The sequence below is a fragment of the Oceanobacillus sp. GQ8 genome (genome assembly GCF_059758495.1).
This window is the reverse complement of the sequence record NZ_JCAXEV010000006.1, coordinates 17,049-42,174: the sequence shown is the minus strand read 5'-3', so window position 1 is coordinate 42,174 and position 25,126 is coordinate 17,049. Positions and strand designations below refer to the sequence as shown.

The window sequence follows — 25,126 nt, the reverse complement described above, 5'->3', positions numbered from 1 at the left end:
AAGTAATGACATTAAATCGAAAAGGTGAGCGTGTATGAACTATCATATAGGGGTTGTGGAAGATGATCCGAATATCCAAAATATTGTTACGGCATACTTGAAAAAAGAGGGCTTTGAAGTTTCACTTTCAGATTCTGCTGAGAAGGCATGGGAGATTTGGGAAAACCGTAAGCCAGATATGTGGATATTGGATATTATGCTCCCAGGAATGGATGGGTACGAGTTTTGTAAAAAAATCCGCAATGAAAGCGAAGTACCGATTATCATTATTTCTGCAAAAGATGATGAAATTGACAAAATTCTTGGTCTCGAGCTTGGTGGTGATGACTATTTAACAAAACCATTTAGCCCGAGAGAATTAGTAGCGCGTATCAAGCGATTGTTTAAGCGCTCTGCACCACGGATAAATGTGGGAAATGAAGACAAGGTCATTATCAAAACACATCATATGGAAATATATAAAAGTGAACGGCGAATTTTTTATAATGGAAATGAGCTTGATGTAACAACGAAGGAATATGACATGCTAGTGTTTTTAACGGAAAATGTCAATCGTGCTTTTTCTAGAGAAGACCTGTTAGTAAGGGTCTGGGGAGACGATTATTTTGGTAGTGACAGAGCCGTAGATGATTTAATAAAACGAATACGAAAGAAACTACCTAATCTACCACTAGAGACGGTTTGGGGTTATGGTTACCGATTACGTGATGATGAGGAAACAGAATGAAACTGCAATCACAGCTAAATGCTGCCTTTACTGCCTTATTGCTCGTGATATTGGCTGTCACGGGGTATATCATTTATTCCCTTATTCTTGATATGCTAATTGAGGATGAACAACGTCAACTTAAACAAAATGGAGAGATATTAGCCGAATTAATTAACGAGTCCGGAGCGATCAGTAATGCGGGGCTCAGTAATTTTTTGAATGAGCAGAACCTCCAACTCATTATGTACAATGAACATAACAATGTCATACCGTACTCAACTATTCCAAGCAAAATCGTAAAGGGCTTGTTTGAGAATAATGACTTTTCTGCCCGTGATGAAGCGCTGTGGGAATATAAAAATGCCCGTTATGTAACTTCTCGTATCATCATAACCCCTGAAAGCAATGGCGACCAGCTTATATTGCTAACACCTTTAGATGATTTGCAGGAAGTGCAACAGCAGTTTATCTTCCGACTGCTGATTGTTTTTCTCATTGGGGCAGCAGCTGCCATACTTCTTAGTTATTTTTTAACCAATAAACTTGTTACACCACTTTCCCAACTAAAAAGACAGTTGAAAAAGGTGGAGAATAGACAGTTTGATGACATCAACCGTATTAAAGCAACAGGGGAAATTAAAGAAGTAGAGCAAAGTGTCTATGAAATGGCAAATGAATTGAAGCAATACATTAGGTCACAGCAAACATTCTTTCAAAATGCCAGCCATGAATTGAAAACACCGTTAATGACAATACAAGGATACGCAGAAGGTATCAGAGATGGTATTTTTGATGAAAATGATCAAGACAAAGGTCTTGAAGTGATGGTTACAGAGGTAAAAAGACTGAAGAAAATTATTAATGAGATGATCTTACTTGCAAAGCTGGACAGTGATACGGAAGTATACAATAAAGATAAAGTGTTGGTAGACGATTTGATAGAGCAAGTTGTGGATCGTGCCTTACCGATTGTTAATGACAAAAAAATACACTTTAAACAAGAGGTAGAGGCAAATATTGTCCTTTATGCAGACGAGGAAAAACTCTTACGCGCCCTCTTGAACCTGGTATTTAATGCTATTCGTCATGCTAATTCGACCGTCTCCATACAAGTGCAGAAGCAGGAAAACAACACCCATATTTTAATAGAAGATGATGGTGAAGGGGTGGCTGAGGAATTAATGCCACATATTTTTCACCGGTTTGTAAAAGGTAAAACTGGGGAAACTGGATTAGGATTAGCAATTGCTAGAGCAATTATTGAACAATCAAATGGAAAAATAGCTGTCCATAAATCGGAACTGGGTGGAGCGAAATTTGAGATGATTTTTAAGGGATAGTAAGTTACCTTTTAAGCTGGCACTCGACGCCTTTGTACATTTTTCGTTAATTTTTTGAAAAAACTTTAATATACCTATGGTTTTATGGTATAATCGTATAGTTTGAATCAACTCTAATTTAAAGAGGAGCGTACTTTTATGCAATTAAGAGAAGATATTCGTAATATTGCGATCATTGCCCACGTTGACCACGGAAAAACAACACTGGTTGATCAGTTACTGAAATACTCAGGAACTTTCCGTGAAAACGAACAAGTCAATGAAAGAGCAATGGACTCAGGAGATATTGAAAGAGAACGTGGAATTACTATCTTGGCGAAAAATACTGCGATTAAATATAAAGATACATCTATTAATATTTTAGATACACCTGGACACGCAGACTTCGGTGGAGAAGTAGAACGAATTATGAAAATGGTAGATGGTGTGGCACTCGTTGTAGATGCTTATGAAGGAACCATGCCACAAACTAGATTCGTACTGAAAAAGGCACTTGAGCAGAAGCTAACGCCGATTGTTGTGCTTAACAAGATCGATCGCCCAAATGCCCGCCCTTCAGAAGTGGTAGATGAAGTATTGGACCTATTCATTGAGCTTGGTGCAGATGATGAGCAGCTTGAATTCCCAGTTGTTTATGCTTCTGCATTAAATGGTACATCTGGTCTTGAACCAGAATCCCAAGAAGAAACAATGGATCCTGTTTTTACTACTATTTTAGATCATATTCCAGCACCTGCTGATACGAAAGACGAGCCTTTACAGTTCCAAGTAACATTATTGGATTATAATGACTATGTTGGTCGTATCGGGGTTGGACGCGTAGTTCGTGGTAAAATCAGCGTTGGTCAACAAGTGGTTGTCTTAAAAGAGGATGGCTCACAGAAGTCATTCCGTATTAGTAAGCTTTTCGGCTTTATTGGTCTAAAACGTATTGAAATCCAAGAAGCGATTGCAGGAGATATTGTTGCGATTGCTGGAATGGAAGATATCAATATCGGGGAAACCATTTGCCCACAGGATCATGTTGAAGCACTACCATGGCTACGAATTGATGAGCCAACATTGCAAATGACGTTCGTAGTAAACAATAGTCCGTTTGCTGGACGTGAGGGTAAATATATTACGTCACGTAGAATTGAAGAGCGTCTATTGAAGCAATTGGAAACGGATGTTAGTCTACGTGTAGATCCAACAGATTCTCCGGATGCTTGGATTGTATCAGGTAGAGGAGAATTACATCTATCCATCTTGATAGAGAATATGCGTCGTGAAGGTTACGAGCTACAGCTTTCTAAACCACAGGTAATCATCAAGGAAATTGATGGTGTACGTTGTGAGCCTGTAGAGCGTGTGCAAGTAGACGTGCCAGAGGAATATACAGGTGCAATTATGGAATCACTTGGAGAGCGTAAAGGCGAAATGCTAGATATGGTAAACCATGGTACTGGCCAAGTCCGCCTTGAGTTCAAAGTGCCTTCTCGTGGATTGATCGGTTATGCTACAGAATTCATGACCCAGACACGTGGTTATGGTATCATCAACCATACGTTTGATACGTACGAGCCAGTTATTAAAGGGCAAGTCGGTGGACGTCGTGAAGGTGTATTAGTTGGCCTGGAAAACGGAAAAGCTTCCACTTACGGTATTATGCAACTGGAAGATCGTGGTGTGATTTTCGTAGAACCTGGTACAGAAATATATGCTGGTATGATTGTCGGAGAACACAACCGTGAAAACGATCTGACTGTTAACATTACAAAAGAAAAGCACTTAACAAACGTACGTTCATCTAATAAGGATCAAACTTCTACTATCAGGAAAACAAGAAAAATGTCTCTTGAGGAAGCAATTGAGTACTTGGCAGATGATGAGTACTGTGAAGTAACGCCAGAATCCATTCGTTTAAGGAAAAAAATCCTTAATAAAAACGAGCGGGAAAAAGCATCGAAAAAATCAAAAACAGTCTAATTTGAGTAGGGAATCCATGTTATGCGTGGGTTCCCTATTTTTTGATTGTTATTATTAGAATTACCCGAAAATAGTTTTGTGATTTGTGTGCATTCAATCAACCAGAGGAGCGATGTTACCGCTACATAACCGTGGATAGCCTTTTAATCAACTGGTTTAGGATGAAGTAAGGAAGGCAACTAATAAAGGTAAAATAGAAAGGAGGCTCACCCTATGCGATTTACTGGAATTGCTATTATGTTCATGTGTTTCGTAATACTTACGGCCTGTGCGAAGGAAGAAAAGACCCCCGAATCCACTGAGCCAGAGCAACCTGCTGAAGAAACGTCAGGGGAGGCGGGAGAGAATGAAAATGCCGGTAATGAAATGGAAAACATAGAGCAAGTAGCCCCAGACTTAGAAGCGCCATGGGCAATCGAGAAGCATGATGGGAATTTGTATGTTAGCGAGCGTCCTGGTGCCATTGTCACCATTACAAAGAGTGGGCAAACTCGAAAGCCTGTTGAGTTCGAAAGAGATCTTTCCCAACAGCCAGAGGCCGGGTTGCTCGGCATTGTCTTTCCGGAGGATTTTTCTTCAAGGAAAATTGCATATGCCTATTATTCTTATGAGCAGGACGGAACTTACTACCAGCGTGTCATTGAACTTGAAGAAAGAGAAGAGGCATGGCACGAAGTATCTACTATTCTTGATAGAATTCCCGGAGGGCAGGTGCATCAAGGAGGAAGGATAAAAATAGGGCCAGATGAAAAACTTTATGCCACAACAGGTGATGCGTCTGTTCCCAAAAATGCTCAGGATGTAGAGAGTCTAGCGGGAAAAATTTTGCGGATAAATACTGATGGGAGTGTACCTGAAGACAACCCTTTTCAAGACTCTTATATTTATTCCTATGGGCACCGTAATCCGCAAGGGATGGCTTGGGATGAAGCTGGTTCCCTATACGCTACCGAACATGGATCCAATGCACATGATGAAATAAATTTAATTAAGCCTGGAGAAAATTATGGATGGCCAGTGATACAAGGGGATGAAACTGAAGGAGAGATGGTAACACCTCTTGCTCATTCTGGTGAAGAGACATGGGCGCCATCTGGAATGACAAATTTGCATGGTAGTTTTTTCTTTGCGACCCTGAGTGGGCAAAGCTTAAAGTGGTTTAATCCTAAAAACGAGACAATCAGTACGGTTTTGTCTGATTTCGGAAGAATAAGGGATGTGTATGCCGATGACGGTGGGCTATATTTTATTACAAATAACACAGATGGCAGAGGCTCGCCGTCTGAAGAAGATGACCAGCTATTTTTCCTAAAGCTTCCTACTAACCAACTTCACGAATCATAATAAAAGTTTGTTTTACTGAAAGCTCTGCATATATGCATGTTATGTGAAAAGTATTCAAACAAACGTTTGGCCAACAGCTTCGATGCTTCCATCTGAGAAGGGACTTACAAAAAAGTACGGTACGACTAGGGAGAACTCAATCGGTGATTTTCTGGTAATTTAATCACCCACTAATCCGGTTAGTTTGGGCATACACTTGGATCGGTTTATTAACTGCCGATTAGTTGGGTAAGAAATATATGGATTGGTTTACGTATGAAGAGGGAAAACTGGATATATAGGTGGTGAAGTGGTGATTCGCTCTATTAAACGATTTAAATTTATTTTTCAATTTAAGAAGTTTATTCCATTTCTTAGGGACTATTTTCTAACCAATCAAGTCGGTAAGGGCAAGAAGTTCTTATATGCAGGAATAGCGCTTGGCTATATTTTCTTTCCCTTCGATATTATTCCCGACTTTATACTTGGACTGGGCTTCATTGATGACATCACAGTAGCATTGTTTATCCTAGAGAGAATGGTGAAGTCAGCCCCAGCATCATTAAGAGAGAAGTATTCTTTATAAAGAGACACACCGATTTGATATCGGTGTGTCCTTTTGTTTCCACGTTAGGAATGTATAAAATTTTAGCAAGGAAGCAGTGACAACGTAGTGAAAATTTTGAAGTTCCAAGTATAAGAAAAACTTTCACATTCGCTAAAGGACGAGCGAATGCGAGTTTTTCTAATTTATTTTCTTTTAAGTGGTAAGGTACTGCAGCGAAAGGAACCTCCAGATTTAATGATTTCTGAGAAGGGAACCTCACGCACAGTGAATCCAGCCTCTCGTAATTGTTTATTAACCTGTTTATTTTCAGGAAGACTGATGACTTGGTTTCCACCAATCGAGAGTACATTTGGCCCCATGTTAAATTGTTCTTCGTCTGACACTTCTATTAAGTGATACTTCTTTCGTAATCGTTTGCGGGAAACGGAGTCAACTGCCTTGGAATAAATTAATGCTGTATCAGGGCTGACAATATTTAGAACACAGTCGAGATGAAGAATTTCATCATCCAATGTAATTGGCATCACGTTGTAGGTCGGTAAGTGGTCTTTTAGTGTTTGAATTGCCTTATCAGAGGTGCGATTACTCCTCCCAATCCAAATATCCTGTCCATCTACCAGAACGTCTCCTCCTTCAATAGAATCGGAGAATATATCCTCATAGCTATACTGGTTTGTTTCCAGCCAATTTATTAGAACCTTTTTTTCGGGTTTGCGTAATGCTTCCTCCATTTTTGAAACATATAATGTATCACCAATGGTAAAGCCGATATCTCTTGTGAAAACCTGTTCGTTAAGATCTTGACTGGGATGGAGGCTGATTACTTCTATACCTGCTTTCTTTAACACATTGACAAATTGCTGGTGTTGTCTTAAAGCTCTAGACTGGTCAATGTTTTCTTTTAGAAAGTAGCGTTGTGTCTCATTAATAGCTTCTTTTATCTTCATGTGCTCTGGAGGTACTACTACCACCTTTTGCAGTTCATCATATTCACTATTACAGCTAATCATGTTAGTTTGTTCTTTTGCTGGTATACTTGTCATCATCTTTCATCCCCCGTTAAAAATCCTTTTTGTATTTCTTTTCCCTCTAGGTTATTTTATAAACCAGCTTAGCAATCTTAGAACTGGTATTTACATCCCTATTTTTTACACAAAGATAAAAAAAGGAGACTGCGATTAGGCAGTCTCCTTCCATATTACGGTTTTCTACTTTTCTTCTCTTCTGGGATATACTTGGTGAAATATGCTGCAAATAATAGGCATATAAAAGAGAGCCCCCAGGAAACAATCCCATTCCACTGGACATCAATACGTAGTCCAATGATGAGAATAATGGCACTAATACCAAGAAAGAAAGCAGTTAAATATCGTTTCACGCATAACACCCCTAGAGTTTAGGAAAATTATTACATACTATAGGTTCATTCTAATACTTAAACTTCTTGAAGGAAAGTGAATTAAAATTTTTACCCAAGTGCAACCGTCCGTAAGAAGTTTCACTTTATTGCCCGGCTATATCCCGTATTGTAAAGAATGCCCAAGATAGAGCCATAAATAGGAGATAATAAACGATTAACACAGTTATGGAAAAGCCGAGTGTCATGCCTTCCATGAAAGGCGTGCTCCCAGCAGTATATTGACTTAAGTCCGTGTTAGCAAATAAAATGAACTTCGCCCATGCCCGATCAGAGAAATATAACATAATCGGATTCGCTGCCATCATAAGGAATATGGCAACCCCAATGGCAAGAGCACTATTACGGAATATTGTTGAGATTGCAAACGCAAAAGTAGCCATCATAACTAAGTTTACTAGCTTAAAGCCGTATGCCGGAACAATTTCGCTTATAACGGAGACGTATGCAAGTCCACTTCCATCGTCTACCAGCATATGTGGATTGAATGAGCCGAACCCATAGAAAATCAAACCAATAATGTATGAGAATAGCAGCACAAACAGCAAGGTGAAAAAGGCAAACAGGATTACTGCAGCATATTTAGATAGCAATGCCTTGGTCCTTGTAATCGGACGAATTAACAATAGCTTTATTGTTCCCCAACGGAATTCATTAGCAACAATCCCAGCTGCAATTATTATGGTGAGCAAGCTAACAAGAGACAGTAGTAGTTGATTTTCTAATACAAATTGCATGGCGCCATAACCATCTGGCTGAATATCATTTTCTAGATAATAATTATTTTCCGCAATTATATTAGAATTCATATCATAAAAAATACCGTCTTCTCCTGCGTCCTCCATTTCTTTTGTAAGTTTCTGGTTTTCTTCTTCTAAGGTTTCTCTCCAGTTATCGTCACTGTATTGTTTAGAACTCAATTCATCTATATTACTCAAAAAACCTACGCCAATAATGATCCCGGCAAGGATAATGTACATTGCCCACGTGGATTTTCGTATATAGATCTTGAATAGCTCATTGTAAACAAGTTTAAAAAAATTATTCAATCGTATTCTCTCCAATCAAGTCAAAGAATTTATCCTCAAGGCTGGATTTTGACGAATTTACCTGGTATATAGCTATATCATGTTGGACAAAGCTGCGAACAATCTCAGGTATTTTTTCTTTTTCAGTTTGGAAAAGAAGTGTCTCCCCCTCTGATTTAGCCTCAAGCGCATGATCTGTTTTTAATACATCAACTGCCTGCTTCATTGGGGATACTTGCATTTGTACCTGAATTATATCTTGAGTTTCAGTTGTATTTGTATCCTGCACAGTCTGGGTAGCGATCAGTTCTCCATTTTTAATAATCCCAATCCTGTCACACATTAACTCAATTTCAGAAAGTAAATGACTGGAAATAATGACTGCAACATTTTCTTCTGCTGCTAGGCGTCTTATGTACTGGCGAATCTCCCGAATTCCTGCTGGGTCTAACCCATTAGTAGGTTCGTCTAATATTAAAATGGAAGGGCTGTGAAGCAAGGCTTGTGCGATTCCTAAACGCTGACGCATACCAAGAGAGTATTTGCCAACTTTCTCTTTTATTGGTTTTTCAAGCCCCACCAGTTTAATTACTTCTTGTACACGTTCTTTTGAAATGCCTGGTATCATACGTGCATAGTGCATTAGGTTTTGCCAACCTGTCATAAACGGGTACATTTCAGGGTTTTCTACAATAGCACCTACTTCACGAATGGCATTCTTGAAGTCATGCTTTATACTATTTCCAAGAATGAGAACATCCCCATGACTTAATTCCATTAAACCGACCATCATCCGGATGGTAGTTGTTTTTCCTGCACCGTTTGGTCCGATAAAGCCAAAAACTTCCCCTTTATAAATGGAGAAAGTTAGTCCTTTAATGATTTCTTTTTTGCCAATTGATTTTCTGACATCTTGTAACTCCATTGCTACATTTGACATCAAACCATCCCTCCTTCTGTTATATAGTAATACGAATTAATATAATGATAGTTTCACTTATTTTGTTAAAGATAAGTGAGGCAATTGTGTTGTCATACATAAAAATCACCTTGCCTCCCCAGCAAGGTGTCTCGATATTATTTCTTTAAATTTGGATTTTCTCTTTTAGCTTCTTTCACGCGGGGCTTTCGGTAGCCACCAGCCATATCTGCTTGCTTAAATTCTTTCGCATAACGCACTTCTTGTGCATCGGATAGCTGTTTGTCCTTTGTTGGTTGATACTGTGAATTTCGCATTCTAGCATCCTTTCGTTAGAAGTATTGTTATCTATAATCTTTTCCCTAGAAAACACAGACATAAACATACGAGCTATATATTAGAGAACATTGGCTTAACCGAAGCATTGGTGAAAACAAATAGTTCTGGTGTCCTCTTATTAGTATCTGTTTAAGCCTTTTTTAAAATGGGTTTGTCGCCCATTGTAAGGATTGTTTGATGAATATACGAGGGTGTAATTTTAACTGGAACACCATGTATTCTGCTAAATCTTCTGGTTGCATATATTTTTCCTTATCTTGTTCTTCCAGTTTGTCACCAAAGGCAAGTTCTGTTGCGACCAGACTTGGATTCAAAGTAAAGACGCGAATATTATGTCGCCTTACCTCTTGCATTAAGGCCTCTGTCATCCCTTGGATAGCAAATTTAGAAGCACTATAGGAGGTAGAACCAGCAGTTGCCTTTAAGCCATTACTTGATGAAATGGTAATAATGTCTCCTTGATTTTTTTCTATCATGTCTGGTAACACCGCTCGTGTAACATGATAGGTTCCAAACACATTGACTTCAAAAGTGTGTTTCCACGTTTCCGGGTCCATTTCTAGAATGTTCCCATGGGCCCCAATTCCTGCATTGTTAAGGAGTATGTCAGCTGTACCAAGTTCTCTCTGAAGCTTAGAAATAGCTAAATCCACTTCTTCCTGACTTGAAATATCAGCAACAGCGATGCTAGTTTTCACACCATGTAGTTGAGCCTTTTCTGCTACTTCTTGTAGTTTACTCTTTGTCCGTGCAATTAAACCGACATGGACTCCCTCACTTGCTAATTCGAGTACTGTAGCCCTTCCGATACCACTGCCTGCACCTGTAATATAAGCTATTTTTCCTTTAATCACCTGTCCCACAAAAGATCATCCTTTCTTTGTTATAGGTTAAGTATACGTGCTGTTTTAGCTAGATTCAAAAATTACCGATTAGCCTCACGCGATATTTCAGAGGGTTTTGATAATTATCTTTCATAGTTCGAGTAAGGAGGATATAATAATCGTATAACAGATTGGAGGGAAAGGAATGAGAGAGGTTGTTATCGTGTCAGGGTGCCGAACTGCTGTAGGAAGAAGAAATGGCTCACTTGCCCAGGTGAGATCTGATGAATTGGCAGCAGCTGTGTTGAGTGAAGTGACTTCTAGAGCAAACCTTAGCAAGGATTTAATAGAGGATGTTATTTTGGGTTGTGTCACACAGGTAAAAGAGCAAGGAGGAAATATAGCCCGTACCGCTGCTTTAATGGCAGGTTTTCCTATCCATGTACCTGGTGTTACGATTGATAGACAATGTGGCTCAAGTCAGCAGGCTGTGCACTTTGCTTCACAAGCGATTGCCTCAGGTGACATGGAAGTTGTGATTGCTGGTGGTGTGGAGAGTATGTCACGAGCACCAATGTTTTCTAATATCGGAGAAACAAAGCTTAGTAGTAGTCTGACTGCTAACTATGACATTGTGAACCAGGGGATATCTGCAGAAAAAATCGCTGACCATTGGAACTTCACAAGAGAACAACTGGATTCCTTTTCTTTGCAAAGTCATGAAAACGCTTTAAATGCAATAGAGTCAGGAAATTTTAATAAGGAAATTTTACCTGTTGAAGTAGCAGGAGGTAATGGAGACACAAATGCATTTAAAATAGATGAAGGCCCTCGAGCAGATACAACAAGAGAAGCGTTAGCTAAGCTAAAACCAGTATTCAAGGATAATGGAAAGATAACTGCCGGGAATGCTAGCCAGATGAGTGATGGGGCAAGTGCTGTCTTGTTGATGTCCGCTGATATGGCGAGGGAACTTGGGGTCAAAGCTAAAGCACGTATTATTGCCCGTACCGTTGTGGGGTCTGACCCTACCTTTATGCTGACAGGGCCGATCGCTGCAACAGATAAAGTACTAAAGCGGGCGGGTCTGACCATCGAGGACATGGATCGTTACGAAGTAAATGAAGCCTTTGCATCGGTGCCACTTGCCTGGTTGGAAGAAACGGGGGCAGACCCTGGGAAATTGAATGTGAATGGCGGGGCAATTGCGCTTGGCCACCCATTAGGAGCTACAGGAACTAAACTATTAGTCTCCTTAATGCATGAGCTGGAACGAGTGGAAGGAAGGTACGGATTACTGGCTGTTTGTGAAGGTATGGGGATGGCTAATGCTACGGTTATTGAGAGGCTACCATAAAGCATAACAGGGCGTTGAGAAAATGAATAAACTAAACCTTGCTTGAAAGGTAGATTAAAACAGATGCATTCATCGAAAATAACACAGCTAAGCCACTTTTCAAACCACCCATTAACAGGCTACTTAATGTTACAAAATACGCTAAAAAATGCTAGATTTCCGTACAGCAGATCCGAAAAATAGTATACTAGGGAAGGAGGGATTTAATTTTAATAGAGGTGAATAAATGAAGTATAAAGTAATAAGTATTTTTCCTATCATGCTTTTGATGTTATTAGTCCTAGTCAGTTGTGCTGGGCAGAATATAGAGTCGGTTCAAACAGCAGAAGATCATATAGCTTATAATTCGGCTATTCAAAAAAAGCAAAATATAAAAATGGAGACGAGTATTACGGTAGCAGCAATTGGGGATATGCTGATCCATGAACCAGTATATCGGGATGCACAGACGGAAGGTGGTTATGATTTTACACCGATGCTTCAACAAGTAAAGCAATATTTACAAGCTCCTACAGTCTCGATTGCAAACCAGGAAACGATGATCGGTGGGGAAGCACTTGGCCTGTCCACATACCCGCAATTTAACAGTCCTTTTGAGGTTGGAGATGCATTAAAAGCGGTTGGTGTCGATGCTGTAACGCTTGCCAATAATCATACATTGGATCGTGGAGAAGAAGCAATTCAGCGAGCAATAGAGCATTGGGAAACGATCGATATGATGTACACGGGTGCTTATAAAGATGAAGAAGACCAAAAGCATATTCGCGTGCAGGAAACCGAAGAAGGTATTTCCCTTGCTTACCTTTCTTATACTTATGGGACAAACGGTATTCCCACACCTGTGGGACAGGATTACCTTGTAAACAGGATAGATAGGGAGAAAATCGCGGAGGATATGGCGGTAGCAAAGGAAAAGGCAGATGCTGTTATAGTCAGTCTCCATTTTGGTACAGAGAATGAACGCATGCCAAATGAGGAGCAAAAGGAATTAGCACAGTACACTGCAGACCTTGGCGCGGATGTCATCATTGGTCACCATCCCCATGTATTACAGCCAGTAGAATGGCTAACAGGGGAAAATGGAAAGCAAACTTTGGTTGCCTATTCGCTGGGGAACTTCTTATCCTCTCAGCAGGAATATTACCAGCGAATTGGAGGAATGCTGCAGTTTTCTATAAGAAAAACCAGTCAGGGTGATGAAGCTCAAGTCACAGTGGAAGAACCAGCATTCTTACCAACATTTATGAGCTATACCGATTTTAAGGATTACCAAGTATTGCCGATGTTTGATTTAACTAATAAGGAGCTTGCTGGAGCTTCGAATGCTTATGACGCTATAAAAGACCATCTTTCACAATGGATGCCAGAATTGCAGTTTATTGAAGAATAAAAAACGAGGCGGCCCCCTCTGAACGTTACATTATACGTTTGAGGGGGCTTATGTCTGTAAAAAATACGAGCGGGTTTGGAGGCGACCCCCCCTGAAGTTAGCTACCAGTGTAACTTCAGGGGAGCTGCCTAACCGATCGGTTTTTACTTTGTACTAGCTCGTTTAAAAGTTTTGTTTTCTTCTCATAAGAAAAGACAAAACGTAGAATATCACGCCCAAAATTGCTAAATAGTATGTTGGGATGCTAACTTCCTTACCAAATGACGGCATGACAAATTGTATGACGACAATGAGTCCGATAAAAGCAGTGCTAATAGCCCATACCTGTAAAAATTCTACCCAATTTTTTGTCTCCTTTTTGGAGAAGGTAGATTGCTTAATCCATTTTAAAATTGCCAAAATAAAAGCCCCGAGCAGTAGCAGATCAATACCCACTATTACGAGTCCAGATCCAATGGAAAAAGTCGTTAGCGCACTTCCAATATCAAAGAAATAATTGAGCGCAGTGCCTAAAATTCCATAAGAGCCAGCAAAAAAGCCGAGAAATTGCAGGATGACCATCATGATTAAGGATACTTGATTCTTCCGATTCTCCGTTGGAATTTCTTCTACAACCTCTTTGCAATACGCCTTAGGATCATTACCAAACACCTCTTCAGCTGTTTTTCCTTCCTCTTGTGCTTGTAAGAGATGCTCAAGCATTTCCAACAAGACCTCTTCTGTTTGCTGCTCAGATTTATTGCCGTTCAAACGGATATAAAGCAGCATGTCTTCATAATACTTTAAATTATGCTCTGTTAGTCTGGTGCGTTTTTCATTGTTTAGCTCAATGATCTCAGTTGCTTCCATCTGTTTTTCCTCCTTGCTCGATAATATTGTCGACAGGTCCCTTAATTAATGTCCAATGATGGGTAAATAATTGTAATGCTTCCTGTCCTTTTTCTGTAAGCTTATAGTACTTTCGCTTAGGACCAGATTCCGATGCCCGCATTTCACCAATGATGAGTTTTTCTTTTTGTAAACGAAGCAGTATTGGATAGATAGAACCCTCACTTACATCAGACAAGCCAAATTGCTGGAGCTTAACGGATAGCTCATAGCCATAGGCTGGCTGTATGTTTATGATGGAAAGAATACAACCTTCCAGAATCCCTTTTAATAATTGACTGCGTAATGACAATTTACCACCTACCTTGTATAACAATATAGAGGTTAAAATAATAACTACCTTGTTTAACAAAGTAGCTTACCTTAAGTATAAAACTTTTTCTATAAATTGCAAGTCTTATTTGATATGATGATTTTATGTAGAAAATTGAAACGCAAAAGGGAGATTTAAAAATGGAGTGGAAAAACATATATCGAGGCATGATGATGGGAGCAAGTGATGTGATCCCAGGGGTAAGTGGGGGAACGATAGCGGTTCTACTTGGTATTTATGACAGATTAATTGCTGCAATTAATGGTTTGATGAGTAGAGACTGGAAAAAACAACTTGGCTTTTTAATTCCGCTGGGGATAGGTGTAGCAGCTGCAATATTGCTGTTAGCAAAATTAATAGAGTGGTTGTTTGAACATTATCCAGGGCCAACACAGTTCTTTTTTCTGGGATTAATAATTGGGATTCTGCCTTATTTGTTTCATAAGGCAGAGGCGAAACAGAAGTTTAAAGGGAGCCACATATTACTGCTACTAGTGGGTGTGATTGTAGTTGGGTCCATGATTTTCCTTAATGCCGGAGAGGCAGCAGTCATAACTACTATGGATACAAAAACATATATATTGTTATTCTTTTCTGGTTTTATCGCAAGCAGTGCGATGATTTTGCCAGGAATTAGTGGTTCCTTTATGCTCCTTATATTAGGTGTCTATCCAACCGTTATTGGAGCAATTAGCAATCTCCATTTCGATATTATCGCGGTAACAGGATTGGGAATTGTTATTGGCCTAGTGTTTATGAGTAAAATTATTAATTACTTTCTTACTCATTTTCGGACAGGTACCTTTGCATTGATTATCGGGCTTGTGATAGGTTCGATCTTTGTAGTATTTCCAGGAGTGCCTGCCACAACGCCTTTATTCCTCCTAAGTGTCGTGACATTTGCAGCTGGTCTTTTTGCAGCTTATATACTTGGAAGAGTGGAGTACAAGGACGAAAGCACACAATAGGACAAGTATCTTAAAACACGTTATACTGAAAGTATGTATGATGAAGGAGTGAAATATAATGGAGCATCTGGCAACAGAAGAGCAATTTAATGAAATCATTCAAAGTGAAGAACCAGTCATTGTAAAGTTTTTTGCAGATTGGTGCCCAGATTGCAAACGAATGGACATGTTCATCGGAGACGTGATGGAGGAGTTCAATAATTATAAGTGGTATCAAGTTAACAGTGATGAAATAAAAGGTATTGCCCAACAATATGAAGTAATGGGTATTCCGAGTATTCTTATTTTCCAAAATGGAGAAAAAAAGGCCCATCAACATAGTGCTTATACAAAATCACCAGAGTCTGTTACGGAGTTTTTGCATCAGCAATTAGGTTAGGCTAAAACGAAACGACCCGCAGTTTATACTGCCGGGTCGTTTTTTCTTCCTCAAAGAATTATTCCAAAGTAAAATGGATTGCTTTCTCACTGTGAAATAGAACTTTCCCGTTTTTTGCCTGGTATTGATGATTAGATATAGATAGATGTAATGCCTTCTCTACATCTGCTTGATAATGGGATGGAATTTCCAATTGAGTAAGTTCCTGTTCATTAACTAATGCCGTATCAGCTGGTATATTTGTACTTTCCCATTCGATTAGAAAGGGAAGTTTGGTAGCTGGCTCAGGGAAGAGCATTTTCCAAGAAAGCGCCGTTCCATCTGGCCTTGTTCTTCCGGCAGCAACTGGGCCATGATAGGGGATCCCATCCTGTTTAAAATCCGCTTCAAATTGTGCCATATCTTCCGTACGTAAAGCATACTGTATTGGTTTTTCCTCGTTTTCCTCCAATGCTTTAACTACCTGCTTGATAAGTGGGTTGTTAGAGTGAGAGGCAAGCTGCTTATCAAATAAACCGATCCACTCGATATAGCAGTTATTAGCAAAATATGCGAGAAAATTATGTGTCCCCCACTTTTCGTGTTTTCCTCCTTTTACTACGGTTATCCCGTGTGTTGCTCCAAATTCCTCTGCGGCTTTCTTTGGATCATGGGCTGTAATGACAATATGGTCGATGGCTAACAAGGAAACTCCTCCTTTATCCCGGTTCAACCGTTCGTAAGACTCCCACTTCAAAACATGAGGTGAAACAGAGTTTTTAGTGGGAGTAAACGGCCGTTAACACCCCGATTCTTTCAACTAACAATCAGTGGGGGAAGAATGAAAACCCTACTGATTGTTAGTTTCACTTTATATGTTTCTAATTTTCATAAATCTAGTATAATAGAAAAAACTTCATTTGTAAGGGAGAGGGACTTCTTGAATAAACATCCATTGCTTATTGATTTTCCACAGGAAATAACGACAGAAAGACTCCTCATCAGAATACCTCAGCCAGGGGATGGGCAGAGCCTTTATGACGCAATCCAAGCAAGCAAACCTGAGCTAAAAAAATGGTTACCGTTTGCTCAGGGGGAACAGACTTTAGAGGAAACAGAAATTAATGTTAGAGATGCGCATATTAATTTCCTCAAACGTGAAGACATGCGGATGCACATCTTTTTAAAGGACACCAATACGTTAATTGGATCAACTGGCTTCCATCGTCCGAACTGGGATATTCGGAAGTTTGAAATAGGGTATTGGTTAGATACGAGATATTGCGGCAATGGATATATGACGGAGGCAGTAAGTGGCCTTACGGAATTTGCCTTCCAGGAGCTGCAAGCTAATCGTATAGAAATACGCTGTGATGAACTAAATAAGCAGAGTAGTGCTGTTCCAGAGAGACTTCACTTTCAGTTGGAAGGTATATTAAAAAGTGAGGATAAAGCGGTGGATGGCGAGGAACTACGGAATACATGTATTTACGCTAAGACAAAATAGATCTAGGATTTAACTGCCCTTTTTCTAGAATCCAACTTGAAAGCTGGTGAAAGCAATGACGCAGCCTAAAATCTTAATTGTAGAAGATGAACAAAAGCTAAGCAGAGTGCTCCAGCTAGAGTTGGAGTATGAAGACTATGAAACAGGAATTGCTGCGGACGGAAAGGAAGCATTAGAAAAGATGGAGGAAGAGCGCTGGGACTTGGTCTTACTTGATATCATGCTGCCAAAACTGAGCGGTTTAGAAGTCTTACGAAAAGTGCGGAAGTCTGGAGAGAAGATGCCGATTATTTTATTAACAGCAAGAGATGAAGTGCATGATAAAGTTAGCGGCCTTGATATCGGTGCAAATGACTATATTACAAAACCCTTCCAGATTGAGGAATTACTTGCCCGTGTCCGAGTACATTTACGAACCACAATTAGCCAAAACAATAGCGGAGAGTTACTTAAAGTCGGTGATCTTACTGTGAATATGGGGAGCAGAGAAGTGAAGCGGCAGGAAATGAGTGTTGATTTAACACCACGAGAATTTGACTTACTTGTTTGTCTTCTGAAAAACAAAAACATTGTACTAACAAGAGAGCAACTTATCGAGCAAGTATGGGGTTTTGATTACTATGGAGATACAAATGTAGTTGATGTTTATATTCGTTATCTTAGACAAAAAATAGATAAAGGTTATGACGAGGCTTATATCCAGACAGTTCGGGGCGTTGGCTATACAGTGAAGGATCGGTCCAAATGAAGCTTCGGACAAAAATTCAATTGTTTTCCAGTATTTTCATCCTTTTTCTTGTTTTACTGGTTAACACAGCGATCTATTTCCTTTTCTATAAGATTTCAACAGACAGCCAACTAGAACAATTAGCTGAACAAACCTCTACCATTATAGAGGCGGTAAACAACGATCCAGCAACTGCTACCAATGAATTTATGAAAGCATATTTACCACAGAACGGGATGATAAGGGTCATTGATCAACAGGGGACGACATTTCTTACGGAATTAAATGATACCTATGCCTTTCGTGATCCCATTTTTACGGAGACGGAGAAACAGGAAATCATATCTCCTGAAGATGCCCCAGACGTCGCAGTGATTTCAAAGCCCATCATTTGGAGTAATGGGAGCCATGCAAATGAGGTCGTTACAATAGAGGTTTCTAGTCAGTTAACTCCTCTTGAAGAGACAATGCAAACACTATTTTTTGTTTTAATGGCAGCTTCAATTATTATGCTCATTCCCATTATTATTGCTGGAAACGTACTCAGCAGGTTTTTATTGAAACCGATCAAGGCACTGATCTATGCAATGCGCGAGAATATGCAACAAACATCATGGAAAAAAATAAATGTGGAATCTCGTTCAAAAGATGAATTATACGAAATGGAAATGACCTTTAACGAAATGATTGATTTCCTGAAAGAATCCTATGAAAAACAGGAAGTCTTTGTCTCGGATGCCTCGCACGAATTAAAAACTCCAATTTCGATTGTGAAAAGCTATGCCCAATTATTAAAGCGGAGGGGAACGGGAGATCAGGAGCTTGTTAAGGAATCATTAGAAGCAATTGATTCTGAGGCAGATCGAATGCAAAAGCTAGTGGAGCAGATGCTTTCATTAGCTAAAAATAAGCAGGACAGGGAGAAAGAAAACGTGAATCTAACTCCGCTTGTGGAACAGACCGTCCTAACCTTTCAAAAAGCTTATGATCGAGAAATCCAATTCAAACGGACAAGTGAAGAATGTATTGTTCAGGGACTACCTGATCAACTACAGCAGGTTGTTTATATATTAATAGATAACGCTTTGAAGTATAGTCAAGGAGAGATTGAAGTGGAGTTATCAGGTAGAGATACGGTAATCGACCTTACAGTAAAGGATTACGGAAAAGGAATAAGCCAGAAGGATCAAAGCCGGATATTTGATCGCTTTTACCGGGTAGATAAGGCGAGGAGCAGAGATACTGGTGGAACAGGTCTAGGCCTGGCAATAGCAAGATCCATCACGGAGGCTCATCATGGAGAACTCACGGTTAGTAGTAAACTAGGTAAAGGGACAAGTTTTTTACTTACCCTGCCACTTTCTCATTGAATTCTAATCTTACTCACCAATTTTTCAAAGTATGAGCTATTACACTCAAAGTAGTTGGGAGGAGAGTCCGATGAAAAAAAAGACTGTTATGATGACAGTTGGGCTTGTTGTGCTAGTGCTGATTGGATTTGGGATTTATCATTCTTTTGCCAGTTCTGCAAGCCATGACTACTCAAAGAAAGACATAAAGCAGGTGATCACGACCCAATATCCTGGAGAAGTGAGTGAACCACAGCTGAATGAAAAGGAAGGCTTTTATGAAGCTGTTGTAGATCATGAGGGAAATAAATATATAATTAAGGTTGATGCAAACACAGGCGAAGTAAAAGGACTAGAGATGACGGAAAAACGTACAGAAACCAATGCAGATGCAAATAAATATACAGATCCAGGCAAGGGATCTGATAATGCAACGACTGAAGAGCAAGACAATGGCAGTGAAAAAGGCCAAGAAGACGATGAAGAGGGAGAAACGAAGCATACTGAAGAGGACGTGACCGTCAGTTTGAGTGAAGCGAAAGAGATTGCATTAGAACGTTTCCCTGGTAGAATTGATGAAGCTGAATTGGATGAAGATGATGGCAGGTATCTTTATGAAATTAAAATTATTAATGGAAACGAAGAAGCGGAATTAGAGATCGATGCTTTTACAGGGGAGATCCTTTATCAAAATATCGAAGTCGATGATGACTAATTTGTGCAAAGCTGCTGGGTGGCAGCTTTTTTTGATGGGTTTATAGGATCCCGGGGAGGTTCTTAATCGGCCTTCCTAAAAAACGTGTGCTTTGAGCTTTTGATTTTTTCTCATCAAATTCTAATGTTATCCACACTGTCTTTTCATTGGGGGCGGCTATTATATAAGTATCAACAAAAAGGAGGAATAAAGATGATGAATAAAAAATTAGGTTTAATAATCGGTTCAATGGTAGGTGCAACAGTGTTGGGACTTGGTGTTTACCATTCAAGTGCAGACGCTAAAGACACGAAGTTAAACACAGATAATATCCAACAAATGGTGTCAGAACAATATCCGGGGACTATTACCGAACTCGAGCTTGATAAAGAGGGAACAAAGAAAGTATATGAGGTCGAAGTGAGAGATGGGGATACGGAAACCGATCTTAAACTCGATGCAGATACAGGAGAGGTATTAAAAGAAAAGTCAGAAGTGGTAGACGCAGATGATGATTTTGATGACAATGAGAAAGAAAATACAGTGGCTAAGACAGATGACTTAATTAGCGAAAAGAAAGCTACAGACATTGCTAAAAAGGAATTTGATGGGGAAGTTCGCGAAGTAGAACTTGATGAAGATGATGGAAGAGTTGTATATGAAATAGAGTTAGTTAAAGATAAAAAGGAAGCGGATTTTGACATTGATGCTGTAACAGGCGAAATTCTTGAAATGGATATAGACACAGAAGATGATGATGACTAACATGAAAGGTGAAAAGGCGGGCTTGTAGTCCGCCTTTTTGCTTTCTGCATTATCATTACTTCGCTTTCACTTCAAAATTAGGGGTAGCGGTAGCTTTTACGGTTTTGTGTCGCTCAAAATAAGAACGAATAATTTCCACAGCATCCTTTTGGATTTCTCTTACCACAGGCTTCTCTTTAAACATATCATAATTACCCCCGCCAGTAGCTCGATAGTTATTAAGTACAACATGATAGCTTTCGTCATAAGCTATTGGTTTGCCATGATAGGAGATGTCTTTAACTCTATTTCCTACAGGCTCATCTACTGAGATAGAGTACTGGATACCTTCCCACATATCATAGTTATAATGTTGTGGCTTAGGAGTTTCAAACGCAGGGTTAACAGCAATATCTCCATCAATTAGCGTGAAATACTCTGCACTCTTTTCTAATGCCTTCTTTATGTCTTCTCCTGTAAGCTCGAGCACTACAAGCGTATTTGGATACATATAGTTAGATACGACATCCCGCATTGTGACAGAAGATGAAAAGCCTTTAGATGTATTATTAAGTAATGAAGTAACAGAGATATCAACACCGCTTTCCTCCATTTGCACCTTCTGTATGAATTCAATGAAGGGGTGCTTGGCAATTCGCACTTGGAATGGATCACGAATTGTCATATCACCTTTAATAAAACCGATTGGTTCATCTAGCCAATTTTGAGTCGAAGCTTCTAAAGCCTCTATTGCCTTTAATGCCTCGTTATCGGCAGGGACAGAGGTGAGATCACGAAGGTGGGCTTCTTTTTCTGTGATTATCCACTTTCCTGATGCGTTAGACAAGGAAAGGTTTATTTCTCCATATAACGTTCCATTATTACCTGGCTGGATTACAAGCACATCATTAACTTTTCCAGTAAGCTTTCGATGCTGATGACCAGTCAGCAGGACATCAATTCCCTCTATGTCACACATTCTGTATCCTTGGTTTTCCCCTGTAAGGGCTTCTGTTTCATGTCCGGTCTCCAGATCACGTTCAAATCCTCCATGATAGGAAGCGATAAGAATATCTGGCTCTTCTGTTTGACGAATATAAGTTGTCCATTTTTTTAACGTTTCATAGGCATCTGCAAAATACAGACCCTCTATATGCTCTGGTGATTCCCAGTTCGGGATGTAATGAGTAGTTACCCCGGTAATAGCAACTTTAATACCGTTCGGTAATGTTTTCATAATATAAGCAGGGCCATATTTCGGCTCATTTGTGACGGTATCGATGATATTAGCTGAGAGCCAAGGGAATTGAGATTGTTTCACAGCATCAGATAATACATCACTGCCAAAATTGAACTCGTGATTTCCAATTACTGCGCCATCAATCCCGATTTGGTTCATAATCGTGATCATTGGATTTTCAGTATGTCTATGCTGTTTAACATAATGGGTCATAAATGGTGTTCCCTGGATTAAATCGCCATTATCAAGCAAGAGAACATAGTCTTTTTCCTTTCGTACCTGCTTAACAGCAGTGGCATACTTAGCTAACCCGCTATCAGAGTGCTCATTAGTAGCGTATGAGAGTGGCATGGCATTTCCATGCACGTCACTTGTATATAATAGTGTGAGTGAAGCTTCTTCGTGTTTTTTCATAGTGATGCATCCTTTCTACATAAAGTGAAACTTCAATCAGTGGGGGTTTTCATTCTTCCCTCACTGATTGTTAGTTGAACGAATCGGGGTGTTAGCGTCCGTTTACTCCCACTTAAACATCACGGTTTCACTTCATGTTTTGAAGTGGGAGTCTTACGGACGGTTGCTCCGGGATAAAGTCATGTCTCTTAGTGATTAGTTTCCTGAGACATAAGGAAAGTCCCACAGGCTATACCTGCGGGACATGACATAGTATCACCCTTTATTATACGATTTTACGACGTATACGGGCAGATATAAAGTCGATGATTGTTACAACAATAATTATAGCGAGAAGAATTAGACCCATTTCATTCCAATTACGGTTATTCGCAGCGAAAATAATCATTGTACCAATACCGCCAGCACCTACGATACCGAGGATGGAAGAGGCACGGATGTCTATTTCAAAACGGTAAATCGCATAGGAAAGAAATTCCGGTATAATCTGTGGAATGACCGCATAGAAAAGTATTTGAATCTTATTCGCTCCATTCGCTTCCATTGCTTCGACAACCTTCATATCAATCGATTCAATGACTTCTGAGTAAAGCTTACCAAGCATACCTGTTGAACCAATCGCAATAGCTAAAACCCCAGCAAATGCGTTGGGTCCTACTGCTACTACAAACAGGATAGCTAGGATAATATCCGGAAAAGCACGGACTGCTGATAAGATCCATTTTCCTATTATGGTAAGAATTCTGCTTCCTGTCATGTTTTGTGCAGCTAAGAAGCCTAATGGGATAGCAAGTATCGCAGCCATAAAAGAACCAGCAAACGCTATTAATACAGTCTCCAGTATGCTTAAGGAGACGTCAGCGGTTGAGGACCAATCCGGCCTAAATAGGTTTGGTATAACACGAGCAAAGTTATTTGCAATACGGTCTATTGCCCTTGCCCAGTCAATGTCAATCCCAAGAAAAGTCCATACATAGATCGCAGCAAGAATGACTACTATAAGGAGAGCTTTTAATTTTTTAAACAACGATTTTTCTGGCTTTGGAGGTAGTGTGTAGGATTCCATTAAATTAGTGCCTCCCTTAGCTTGTTGCTGATATATTCAATGACAATGACAACGACAAAGATTAAAACAATAATTGCCATCGCATTTTGGTAGTTGTAGAAACCGAGTTGTTGGTTTAGAACAAGACCGATTCCTCCCGCTCCTACAAGTCCAAGAACGACAGAGGCACGTATGTTTATTTCAAATACATAAAGTACAAATGATGTGAATTGCGGAAGCACCTGTGGTACCAGTCCAAAAAAGATAACTTGGAAGACGTTACCTCCTGAAGCCCGCATTGCCTCCAATGGATTCATGTCGACAGATTCAATGGTCTCACTAATAAGCTTAGCAAGAATACCTAATGAGAAAATGAAAAGTGCTAAAATTCCGGGTAGTACACCAATACCAAACAGTCCAACGAAAATTACTGCTAGGACAAGATCAGGTATCGTACGTAAAATATTCATCAACGTTCTTGTTACGTAATATAACGGTTTAAATGTCGTAATATTTTGAGCGGATAGTATCGCTAATGGGATGGTTAGAATTGTTGCAAATGTGGTCGCCACAATTGCCATTTGTATAGTCTGTGCCATCGGGTCCCAAACAGCTGGTATTACACTTAAATTAGGTGGGAAAAATTTCCCAGCAACTGTAAACATGTTGCCAAGTGAATTACCAAAACCGCCAACCATATCACGCTGTGTCCAAATCATACTGAAAAGATAAAAGCCGATTACGACAAAGAAAATGAGAGTAACTCTTGCTTTTGTCTTAATAGGAAATAAGGGCGGTGTATTACCTTTTATTACATCCTTTGATTGATTGGTCACGATTCATCCGCCCCCCCACGCAAGTCATCCTCACGTATCGAACGGCCATAAATTTCCTCAAAGGTCTTTTCGGTAACTTCAGAAACTGGTCCATCAAATACAACTTCCCCTGCACGCATTCCAATGATACGGTCTGCATATTCCATTGCCATATCGATGAAATGAAGGTTTACGATGGTAGTGATGTTATCCTCTTTATTAATCTTCTTTAAATATGACATAACTTGATGCGAAGTCGGGGGATCCAAAGAAGCTACAGGCTCATCTGCTAGTATATAGCCTGGTTTTTGTGTGAGTACACGAGCTATACTGACACGCTGCTGTTGACCACCACTTAGTTCGTCAGCGCGATTGTAAATTTTCTCTGAAATATTCACCCGCTGCAGACTCTCGTAGGCAAGTCCAACATCTTCTTTTTTATAAAGGTTTAAAATTGAACGCAATGTTCCTGTATGTCCAAGACGTCCCGCGAGTACGTTCTTAAGCACATTGCTACGCTTTACCAAATTATAATTCTGAAAGATCATACCAACTTTTGTACGTAATTTACGTAATTCGCCACTTCGGTACGATAGAATGTCTTCGTCATCAACTAACAGGGAGCCTTTTGTAGGCGTAACAAGACGGTTAATACTGCGAATGAAAGTTGATTTTCCCGCACCTGATAAGCCAACAATTACAACAAATTCACCGTCGTTTATCGTTACGTTAACATTTTTTAGTCCTTCTGTACCGTTAGGGTAGACAAGACCGACATCTTTAAATTGAATCATTATATGTACTTCCTCCATTACAGCCTTAGTTTTTCTGAAAACTAGGAAAAAAGGGAGAGATTAAGCTCCCCCTTTTCCAATTCAGTTT

The 25,126-nt window shown here is 39.7% G+C and carries 27 protein-coding genes; 14 read left to right on the top strand and 13 right to left on the bottom strand.

The genetic code is table 11. The features are described 5' to 3' along the window. Positions 1-34 precede the first annotated feature (34 nt). The 5 genes from AC6CHS_RS17315 (at position 35) to AC6CHS_RS17295 (ending at position 5,926) form a co-directional block, all read left to right on the top strand. On the top strand, positions 35-727 hold the full coding sequence (locus AC6CHS_RS17315; RefSeq protein WP_498237982.1) for a response regulator transcription factor: 693 nt from the start codon (positions 35-37) through the stop codon (positions 725-727). Continuing rightward, complete coding sequence (locus AC6CHS_RS17310; RefSeq protein WP_498237981.1) at positions 724-2,049, top strand: sensor histidine kinase; 1,326 nt, start codon at positions 724-726, stop codon at positions 2,047-2,049. The genes AC6CHS_RS17315 and AC6CHS_RS17310 overlap by 4 nt, the downstream gene beginning before the upstream one ends. 138 nt (positions 2,050-2,187) lie before the next feature. Next, positions 2,188-4,017, top strand: a complete 1,830-nt coding sequence (gene typA / locus AC6CHS_RS17305) for a translational GTPase TypA (RefSeq protein WP_498237980.1) — start codon at positions 2,188-2,190, stop codon at positions 4,015-4,017. A 213-nt stretch (positions 4,018-4,230) separates the two neighbouring features. Beyond that, positions 4,231-5,361 carry a PQQ-dependent sugar dehydrogenase gene (locus tag AC6CHS_RS17300; protein WP_498237979.1) on the top strand — a complete coding sequence of 377 codons (1,131 nt, stop codon included), beginning with the start codon at positions 4,231-4,233 and terminating at the stop codon, positions 5,359-5,361. Positions 5,362-5,653: 292 nt separating this feature from the next. Continuing rightward, complete coding sequence (locus AC6CHS_RS17295; protein WP_498237978.1) at positions 5,654-5,926, top strand: YkvA family protein; 273 nt, start codon at positions 5,654-5,656, stop codon at positions 5,924-5,926. Between the two features lie 164 nt (positions 5,927-6,090). Here AC6CHS_RS17295 and AC6CHS_RS17290 read toward each other — a convergent pair whose 3' ends face one another. The 6 genes from AC6CHS_RS17290 to AC6CHS_RS17265 all read right to left on the bottom strand — a co-directional run bounded on the left by AC6CHS_RS17290 (position 6,091) and on the right by AC6CHS_RS17265 (position 10,474). After that, complete coding sequence (locus AC6CHS_RS17290; protein WP_498237977.1) at positions 6,091-6,954, bottom strand: dimethylarginine dimethylaminohydrolase family protein; 864 nt, start codon at positions 6,952-6,954, stop codon at positions 6,091-6,093. 152 nt (positions 6,955-7,106) lie between these two features. After that, positions 7,107-7,286 carry a hypothetical protein gene (locus AC6CHS_RS17285; protein ID WP_498237976.1) on the bottom strand — a complete coding sequence of 60 codons (180 nt, stop codon included), beginning with the start codon at positions 7,284-7,286 and terminating at the stop codon, positions 7,107-7,109. 125 nt (positions 7,287-7,411) lie between these two features. Then, the gene (locus AC6CHS_RS17280) at positions 7,412-8,374 is read right to left on the bottom strand and encodes an ABC transporter permease (RefSeq protein ID WP_498237975.1); all 963 of its coding nucleotides are present in this window, start codon (positions 8,372-8,374) and stop codon (positions 7,412-7,414) included. Then, positions 8,367-9,293 (bottom strand): ABC transporter ATP-binding protein, encoded by a 927-nt coding sequence (locus AC6CHS_RS17275; RefSeq protein ID WP_498237974.1) that lies wholly within the window; start codon positions 9,291-9,293, stop codon positions 8,367-8,369. Before AC6CHS_RS17275 ends, AC6CHS_RS17280 begins: the two co-directional genes overlap by 8 nt. 137 nt (positions 9,294-9,430) lie before the next feature. Then, positions 9,431-9,589, bottom strand: a complete 159-nt coding sequence (locus tag AC6CHS_RS17270) for a YfhE family protein (RefSeq protein ID WP_081779442.1) — start codon at positions 9,587-9,589, stop codon at positions 9,431-9,433. Positions 9,590-9,751: 162 nt separating this feature from the next. Then, entirely contained in the window at positions 9,752-10,474 is a 723-nt protein-coding gene (locus AC6CHS_RS17265; protein ID WP_498237973.1) for a 3-ketoacyl-ACP reductase, read from the bottom strand. A 166-nt stretch (positions 10,475-10,640) separates the two neighbouring features. Here AC6CHS_RS17265 and AC6CHS_RS17260 point away from each other — a divergent pair, with 166 nt between their 5' ends. Beyond that, on the top strand, positions 10,641-11,792 hold the full coding sequence (locus AC6CHS_RS17260; RefSeq protein WP_498237972.1) for a thiolase family protein: 1,152 nt from the start codon (positions 10,641-10,643) through the stop codon (positions 11,790-11,792). A 226-nt stretch (positions 11,793-12,018) separates the two neighbouring features. After that, positions 12,019-13,182: a CapA family protein gene (locus tag AC6CHS_RS17255; RefSeq protein ID WP_498237971.1), complete on the top strand. Its 1,164-nt coding sequence runs from the start codon at positions 12,019-12,021 to the stop codon at positions 13,180-13,182. Between the two features lie 162 nt (positions 13,183-13,344). Here the strand turns inward: AC6CHS_RS17255 and AC6CHS_RS17250 are convergent, their stop codons facing one another. Both AC6CHS_RS17250 and AC6CHS_RS17245 read right to left on the bottom strand, forming a co-directional pair. Continuing rightward, entirely contained in the window at positions 13,345-14,031 is a 687-nt protein-coding gene (locus AC6CHS_RS17250; protein WP_498237970.1) for a DUF1129 family protein, read from the bottom strand. Beyond that, positions 14,018-14,362, bottom strand: coding sequence for a PadR family transcriptional regulator (locus AC6CHS_RS17245; protein ID WP_036577140.1), 345 nt, complete (start codon positions 14,360-14,362; stop codon positions 14,018-14,020). Before AC6CHS_RS17245 ends, AC6CHS_RS17250 begins: the two co-directional genes overlap by 14 nt. Positions 14,363-14,523: 161 nt before the next feature. On the opposite strand from AC6CHS_RS17245, the gene AC6CHS_RS17240 reads away from it, so the two are divergent. Together AC6CHS_RS17240 and AC6CHS_RS17235 are read left to right on the top strand one after the other, a co-directional pair. Next, the gene (locus AC6CHS_RS17240; protein ID WP_498237969.1) at positions 14,524-15,351 is read left to right on the top strand and encodes a DUF368 domain-containing protein; all 828 of its coding nucleotides are present in this window, start codon (positions 14,524-14,526) and stop codon (positions 15,349-15,351) included. A 58-nt stretch (positions 15,352-15,409) separates the two neighbouring features. Next, the gene (locus AC6CHS_RS17235; protein WP_036577142.1) at positions 15,410-15,730 is read left to right on the top strand and encodes a thioredoxin family protein; all 321 of its coding nucleotides are present in this window, start codon (positions 15,410-15,412) and stop codon (positions 15,728-15,730) included. Between the two features lie 58 nt (positions 15,731-15,788). Here AC6CHS_RS17235 and AC6CHS_RS17230 read toward each other — a convergent pair whose 3' ends face one another. Next, complete coding sequence (locus tag AC6CHS_RS17230; RefSeq protein WP_498237968.1) at positions 15,789-16,415, bottom strand: VOC family protein; 627 nt, start codon at positions 16,413-16,415, stop codon at positions 15,789-15,791. A 234-nt stretch (positions 16,416-16,649) separates the two neighbouring features. Here AC6CHS_RS17230 and AC6CHS_RS17225 point away from each other — a divergent pair, with 234 nt between their 5' ends. The 5 genes from AC6CHS_RS17225 to AC6CHS_RS17205 all read left to right on the top strand — a co-directional run bounded on the left by AC6CHS_RS17225 (position 16,650) and on the right by AC6CHS_RS17205 (position 20,751). Continuing rightward, positions 16,650-17,216 (top strand): GNAT family N-acetyltransferase, encoded by a 567-nt coding sequence (locus AC6CHS_RS17225; protein WP_498237967.1) that lies wholly within the window; start codon positions 16,650-16,652, stop codon positions 17,214-17,216. Between the two features lie 55 nt (positions 17,217-17,271). Continuing rightward, entirely contained in the window at positions 17,272-17,964 is a 693-nt protein-coding gene (locus tag AC6CHS_RS17220) for a response regulator transcription factor (protein ID WP_498237966.1), read from the top strand. Continuing rightward, on the top strand, positions 17,961-19,313 hold the full coding sequence (locus AC6CHS_RS17215; protein ID WP_498237965.1) for a sensor histidine kinase: 1,353 nt from the start codon (positions 17,961-17,963) through the stop codon (positions 19,311-19,313). Before AC6CHS_RS17220 ends, AC6CHS_RS17215 begins: the two co-directional genes overlap by 4 nt. Positions 19,314-19,383: 70 nt before the next feature. Next, the gene (locus AC6CHS_RS17210; protein ID WP_159033188.1) at positions 19,384-20,007 is read left to right on the top strand and encodes a PepSY domain-containing protein; all 624 of its coding nucleotides are present in this window, start codon (positions 19,384-19,386) and stop codon (positions 20,005-20,007) included. A gap of 192 nt (positions 20,008-20,199) precedes the next feature. Next, positions 20,200-20,751 carry a PepSY domain-containing protein gene (locus tag AC6CHS_RS17205; protein WP_498237964.1) on the top strand — a complete coding sequence of 184 codons (552 nt, stop codon included), beginning with the start codon at positions 20,200-20,202 and terminating at the stop codon, positions 20,749-20,751. 55 nt (positions 20,752-20,806) lie between these two features. Here AC6CHS_RS17205 and AC6CHS_RS17200 read toward each other — a convergent pair whose 3' ends face one another. The 4 genes from AC6CHS_RS17200 to phnC form a co-directional block, all read right to left on the bottom strand. Next, positions 20,807-22,384 carry a bifunctional metallophosphatase/5'-nucleotidase gene (locus tag AC6CHS_RS17200; RefSeq protein WP_498237963.1) on the bottom strand — a complete coding sequence of 526 codons (1,578 nt, stop codon included), beginning with the start codon at positions 22,382-22,384 and terminating at the stop codon, positions 20,807-20,809. A 265-nt stretch (positions 22,385-22,649) separates the two neighbouring features. Beyond that, positions 22,650-23,450 carry a phosphonate ABC transporter, permease protein PhnE gene (gene phnE, locus AC6CHS_RS17195; protein ID WP_498237962.1) on the bottom strand — a complete coding sequence of 267 codons (801 nt, stop codon included), beginning with the start codon at positions 23,448-23,450 and terminating at the stop codon, positions 22,650-22,652. After that, positions 23,450-24,268, bottom strand: coding sequence for a phosphonate ABC transporter, permease protein PhnE (phnE, locus tag AC6CHS_RS17190; protein ID WP_498238240.1), 819 nt, complete (start codon positions 24,266-24,268; stop codon positions 23,450-23,452). Before phnE (AC6CHS_RS17190) ends, phnE (AC6CHS_RS17195) begins: the two co-directional genes overlap by 1 nt. Further along, the gene (phnC, locus tag AC6CHS_RS17185) at positions 24,262-25,038 is read right to left on the bottom strand and encodes a phosphonate ABC transporter ATP-binding protein (protein WP_379550817.1); all 777 of its coding nucleotides are present in this window, start codon (positions 25,036-25,038) and stop codon (positions 24,262-24,264) included. Before phnC ends, phnE (AC6CHS_RS17190) begins: the two co-directional genes overlap by 7 nt. Positions 25,039-25,126 lie beyond the last annotated feature (88 nt).

Bases quoted from the DNA above. Each gene is read 5' to 3' on its own strand.
- AC6CHS_RS17315 (WP_498237982.1), top strand. From the start codon at position 35: ATGAACTATCATATAGGGGTTGTGGAAGATGATCCGAATATCCAAAAT.
- AC6CHS_RS17310 (WP_498237981.1), top strand. From the start codon at position 724: ATGAAACTGCAATCACAGCTAAATGCTGCCTTTACTGCCTTATTGCTC.
- typA (WP_498237980.1), top strand. From the start codon at position 2,188: ATGCAATTAAGAGAAGATATTCGTAATATTGCGATCATTGCCCACGTT.
- AC6CHS_RS17300 (WP_498237979.1), top strand. From the start codon at position 4,231: ATGCGATTTACTGGAATTGCTATTATGTTCATGTGTTTCGTAATACTT.
- AC6CHS_RS17290 (WP_498237977.1), bottom strand. From the start codon at position 6,954: ATGATGACAAGTATACCAGCAAAAGAACAAACTAACATGATTAGCTGT.
- AC6CHS_RS17275 (WP_498237974.1), bottom strand. From the start codon at position 9,293: ATGTCAAATGTAGCAATGGAGTTACAAGATGTCAGAAAATCAATTGGC.
- AC6CHS_RS17270 (WP_081779442.1), bottom strand. From the start codon at position 9,589: ATGCGAAATTCACAGTATCAACCAACAAAGGACAAACAGCTATCCGAT.
- AC6CHS_RS17260 (WP_498237972.1), top strand. From the start codon at position 10,641: ATGAGAGAGGTTGTTATCGTGTCAGGGTGCCGAACTGCTGTAGGAAGA.
- AC6CHS_RS17255 (WP_498237971.1), top strand. From the start codon at position 12,019: ATGAAGTATAAAGTAATAAGTATTTTTCCTATCATGCTTTTGATGTTA.
- AC6CHS_RS17250 (WP_498237970.1), bottom strand. From the start codon at position 14,031: ATGGAAGCAACTGAGATCATTGAGCTAAACAATGAAAAACGCACCAGA.
- AC6CHS_RS17240 (WP_498237969.1), top strand. From the start codon at position 14,524: ATGGAGTGGAAAAACATATATCGAGGCATGATGATGGGAGCAAGTGAT.
- AC6CHS_RS17235 (WP_036577142.1), top strand. From the start codon at position 15,410: ATGGAGCATCTGGCAACAGAAGAGCAATTTAATGAAATCATTCAAAGT.
- AC6CHS_RS17220 (WP_498237966.1), top strand. From the start codon at position 17,272: ATGACGCAGCCTAAAATCTTAATTGTAGAAGATGAACAAAAGCTAAGC.
- AC6CHS_RS17215 (WP_498237965.1), top strand. From the start codon at position 17,961: ATGAAGCTTCGGACAAAAATTCAATTGTTTTCCAGTATTTTCATCCTT.
- AC6CHS_RS17210 (WP_159033188.1), top strand. From the start codon at position 19,384: ATGAAAAAAAAGACTGTTATGATGACAGTTGGGCTTGTTGTGCTAGTG.
- AC6CHS_RS17205 (WP_498237964.1), top strand. From the start codon at position 20,200: ATGATGAATAAAAAATTAGGTTTAATAATCGGTTCAATGGTAGGTGCA.
- AC6CHS_RS17200 (WP_498237963.1), bottom strand. From the start codon at position 22,384: ATGAAAAAACACGAAGAAGCTTCACTCACACTATTATATACAAGTGAC.
- phnE (WP_498237962.1), bottom strand. From the start codon at position 23,450: ATGGAATCCTACACACTACCTCCAAAGCCAGAAAAATCGTTGTTTAAA.
- phnC (WP_379550817.1), bottom strand. From the start codon at position 25,038: ATGATTCAATTTAAAGATGTCGGTCTTGTCTACCCTAACGGTACAGAA.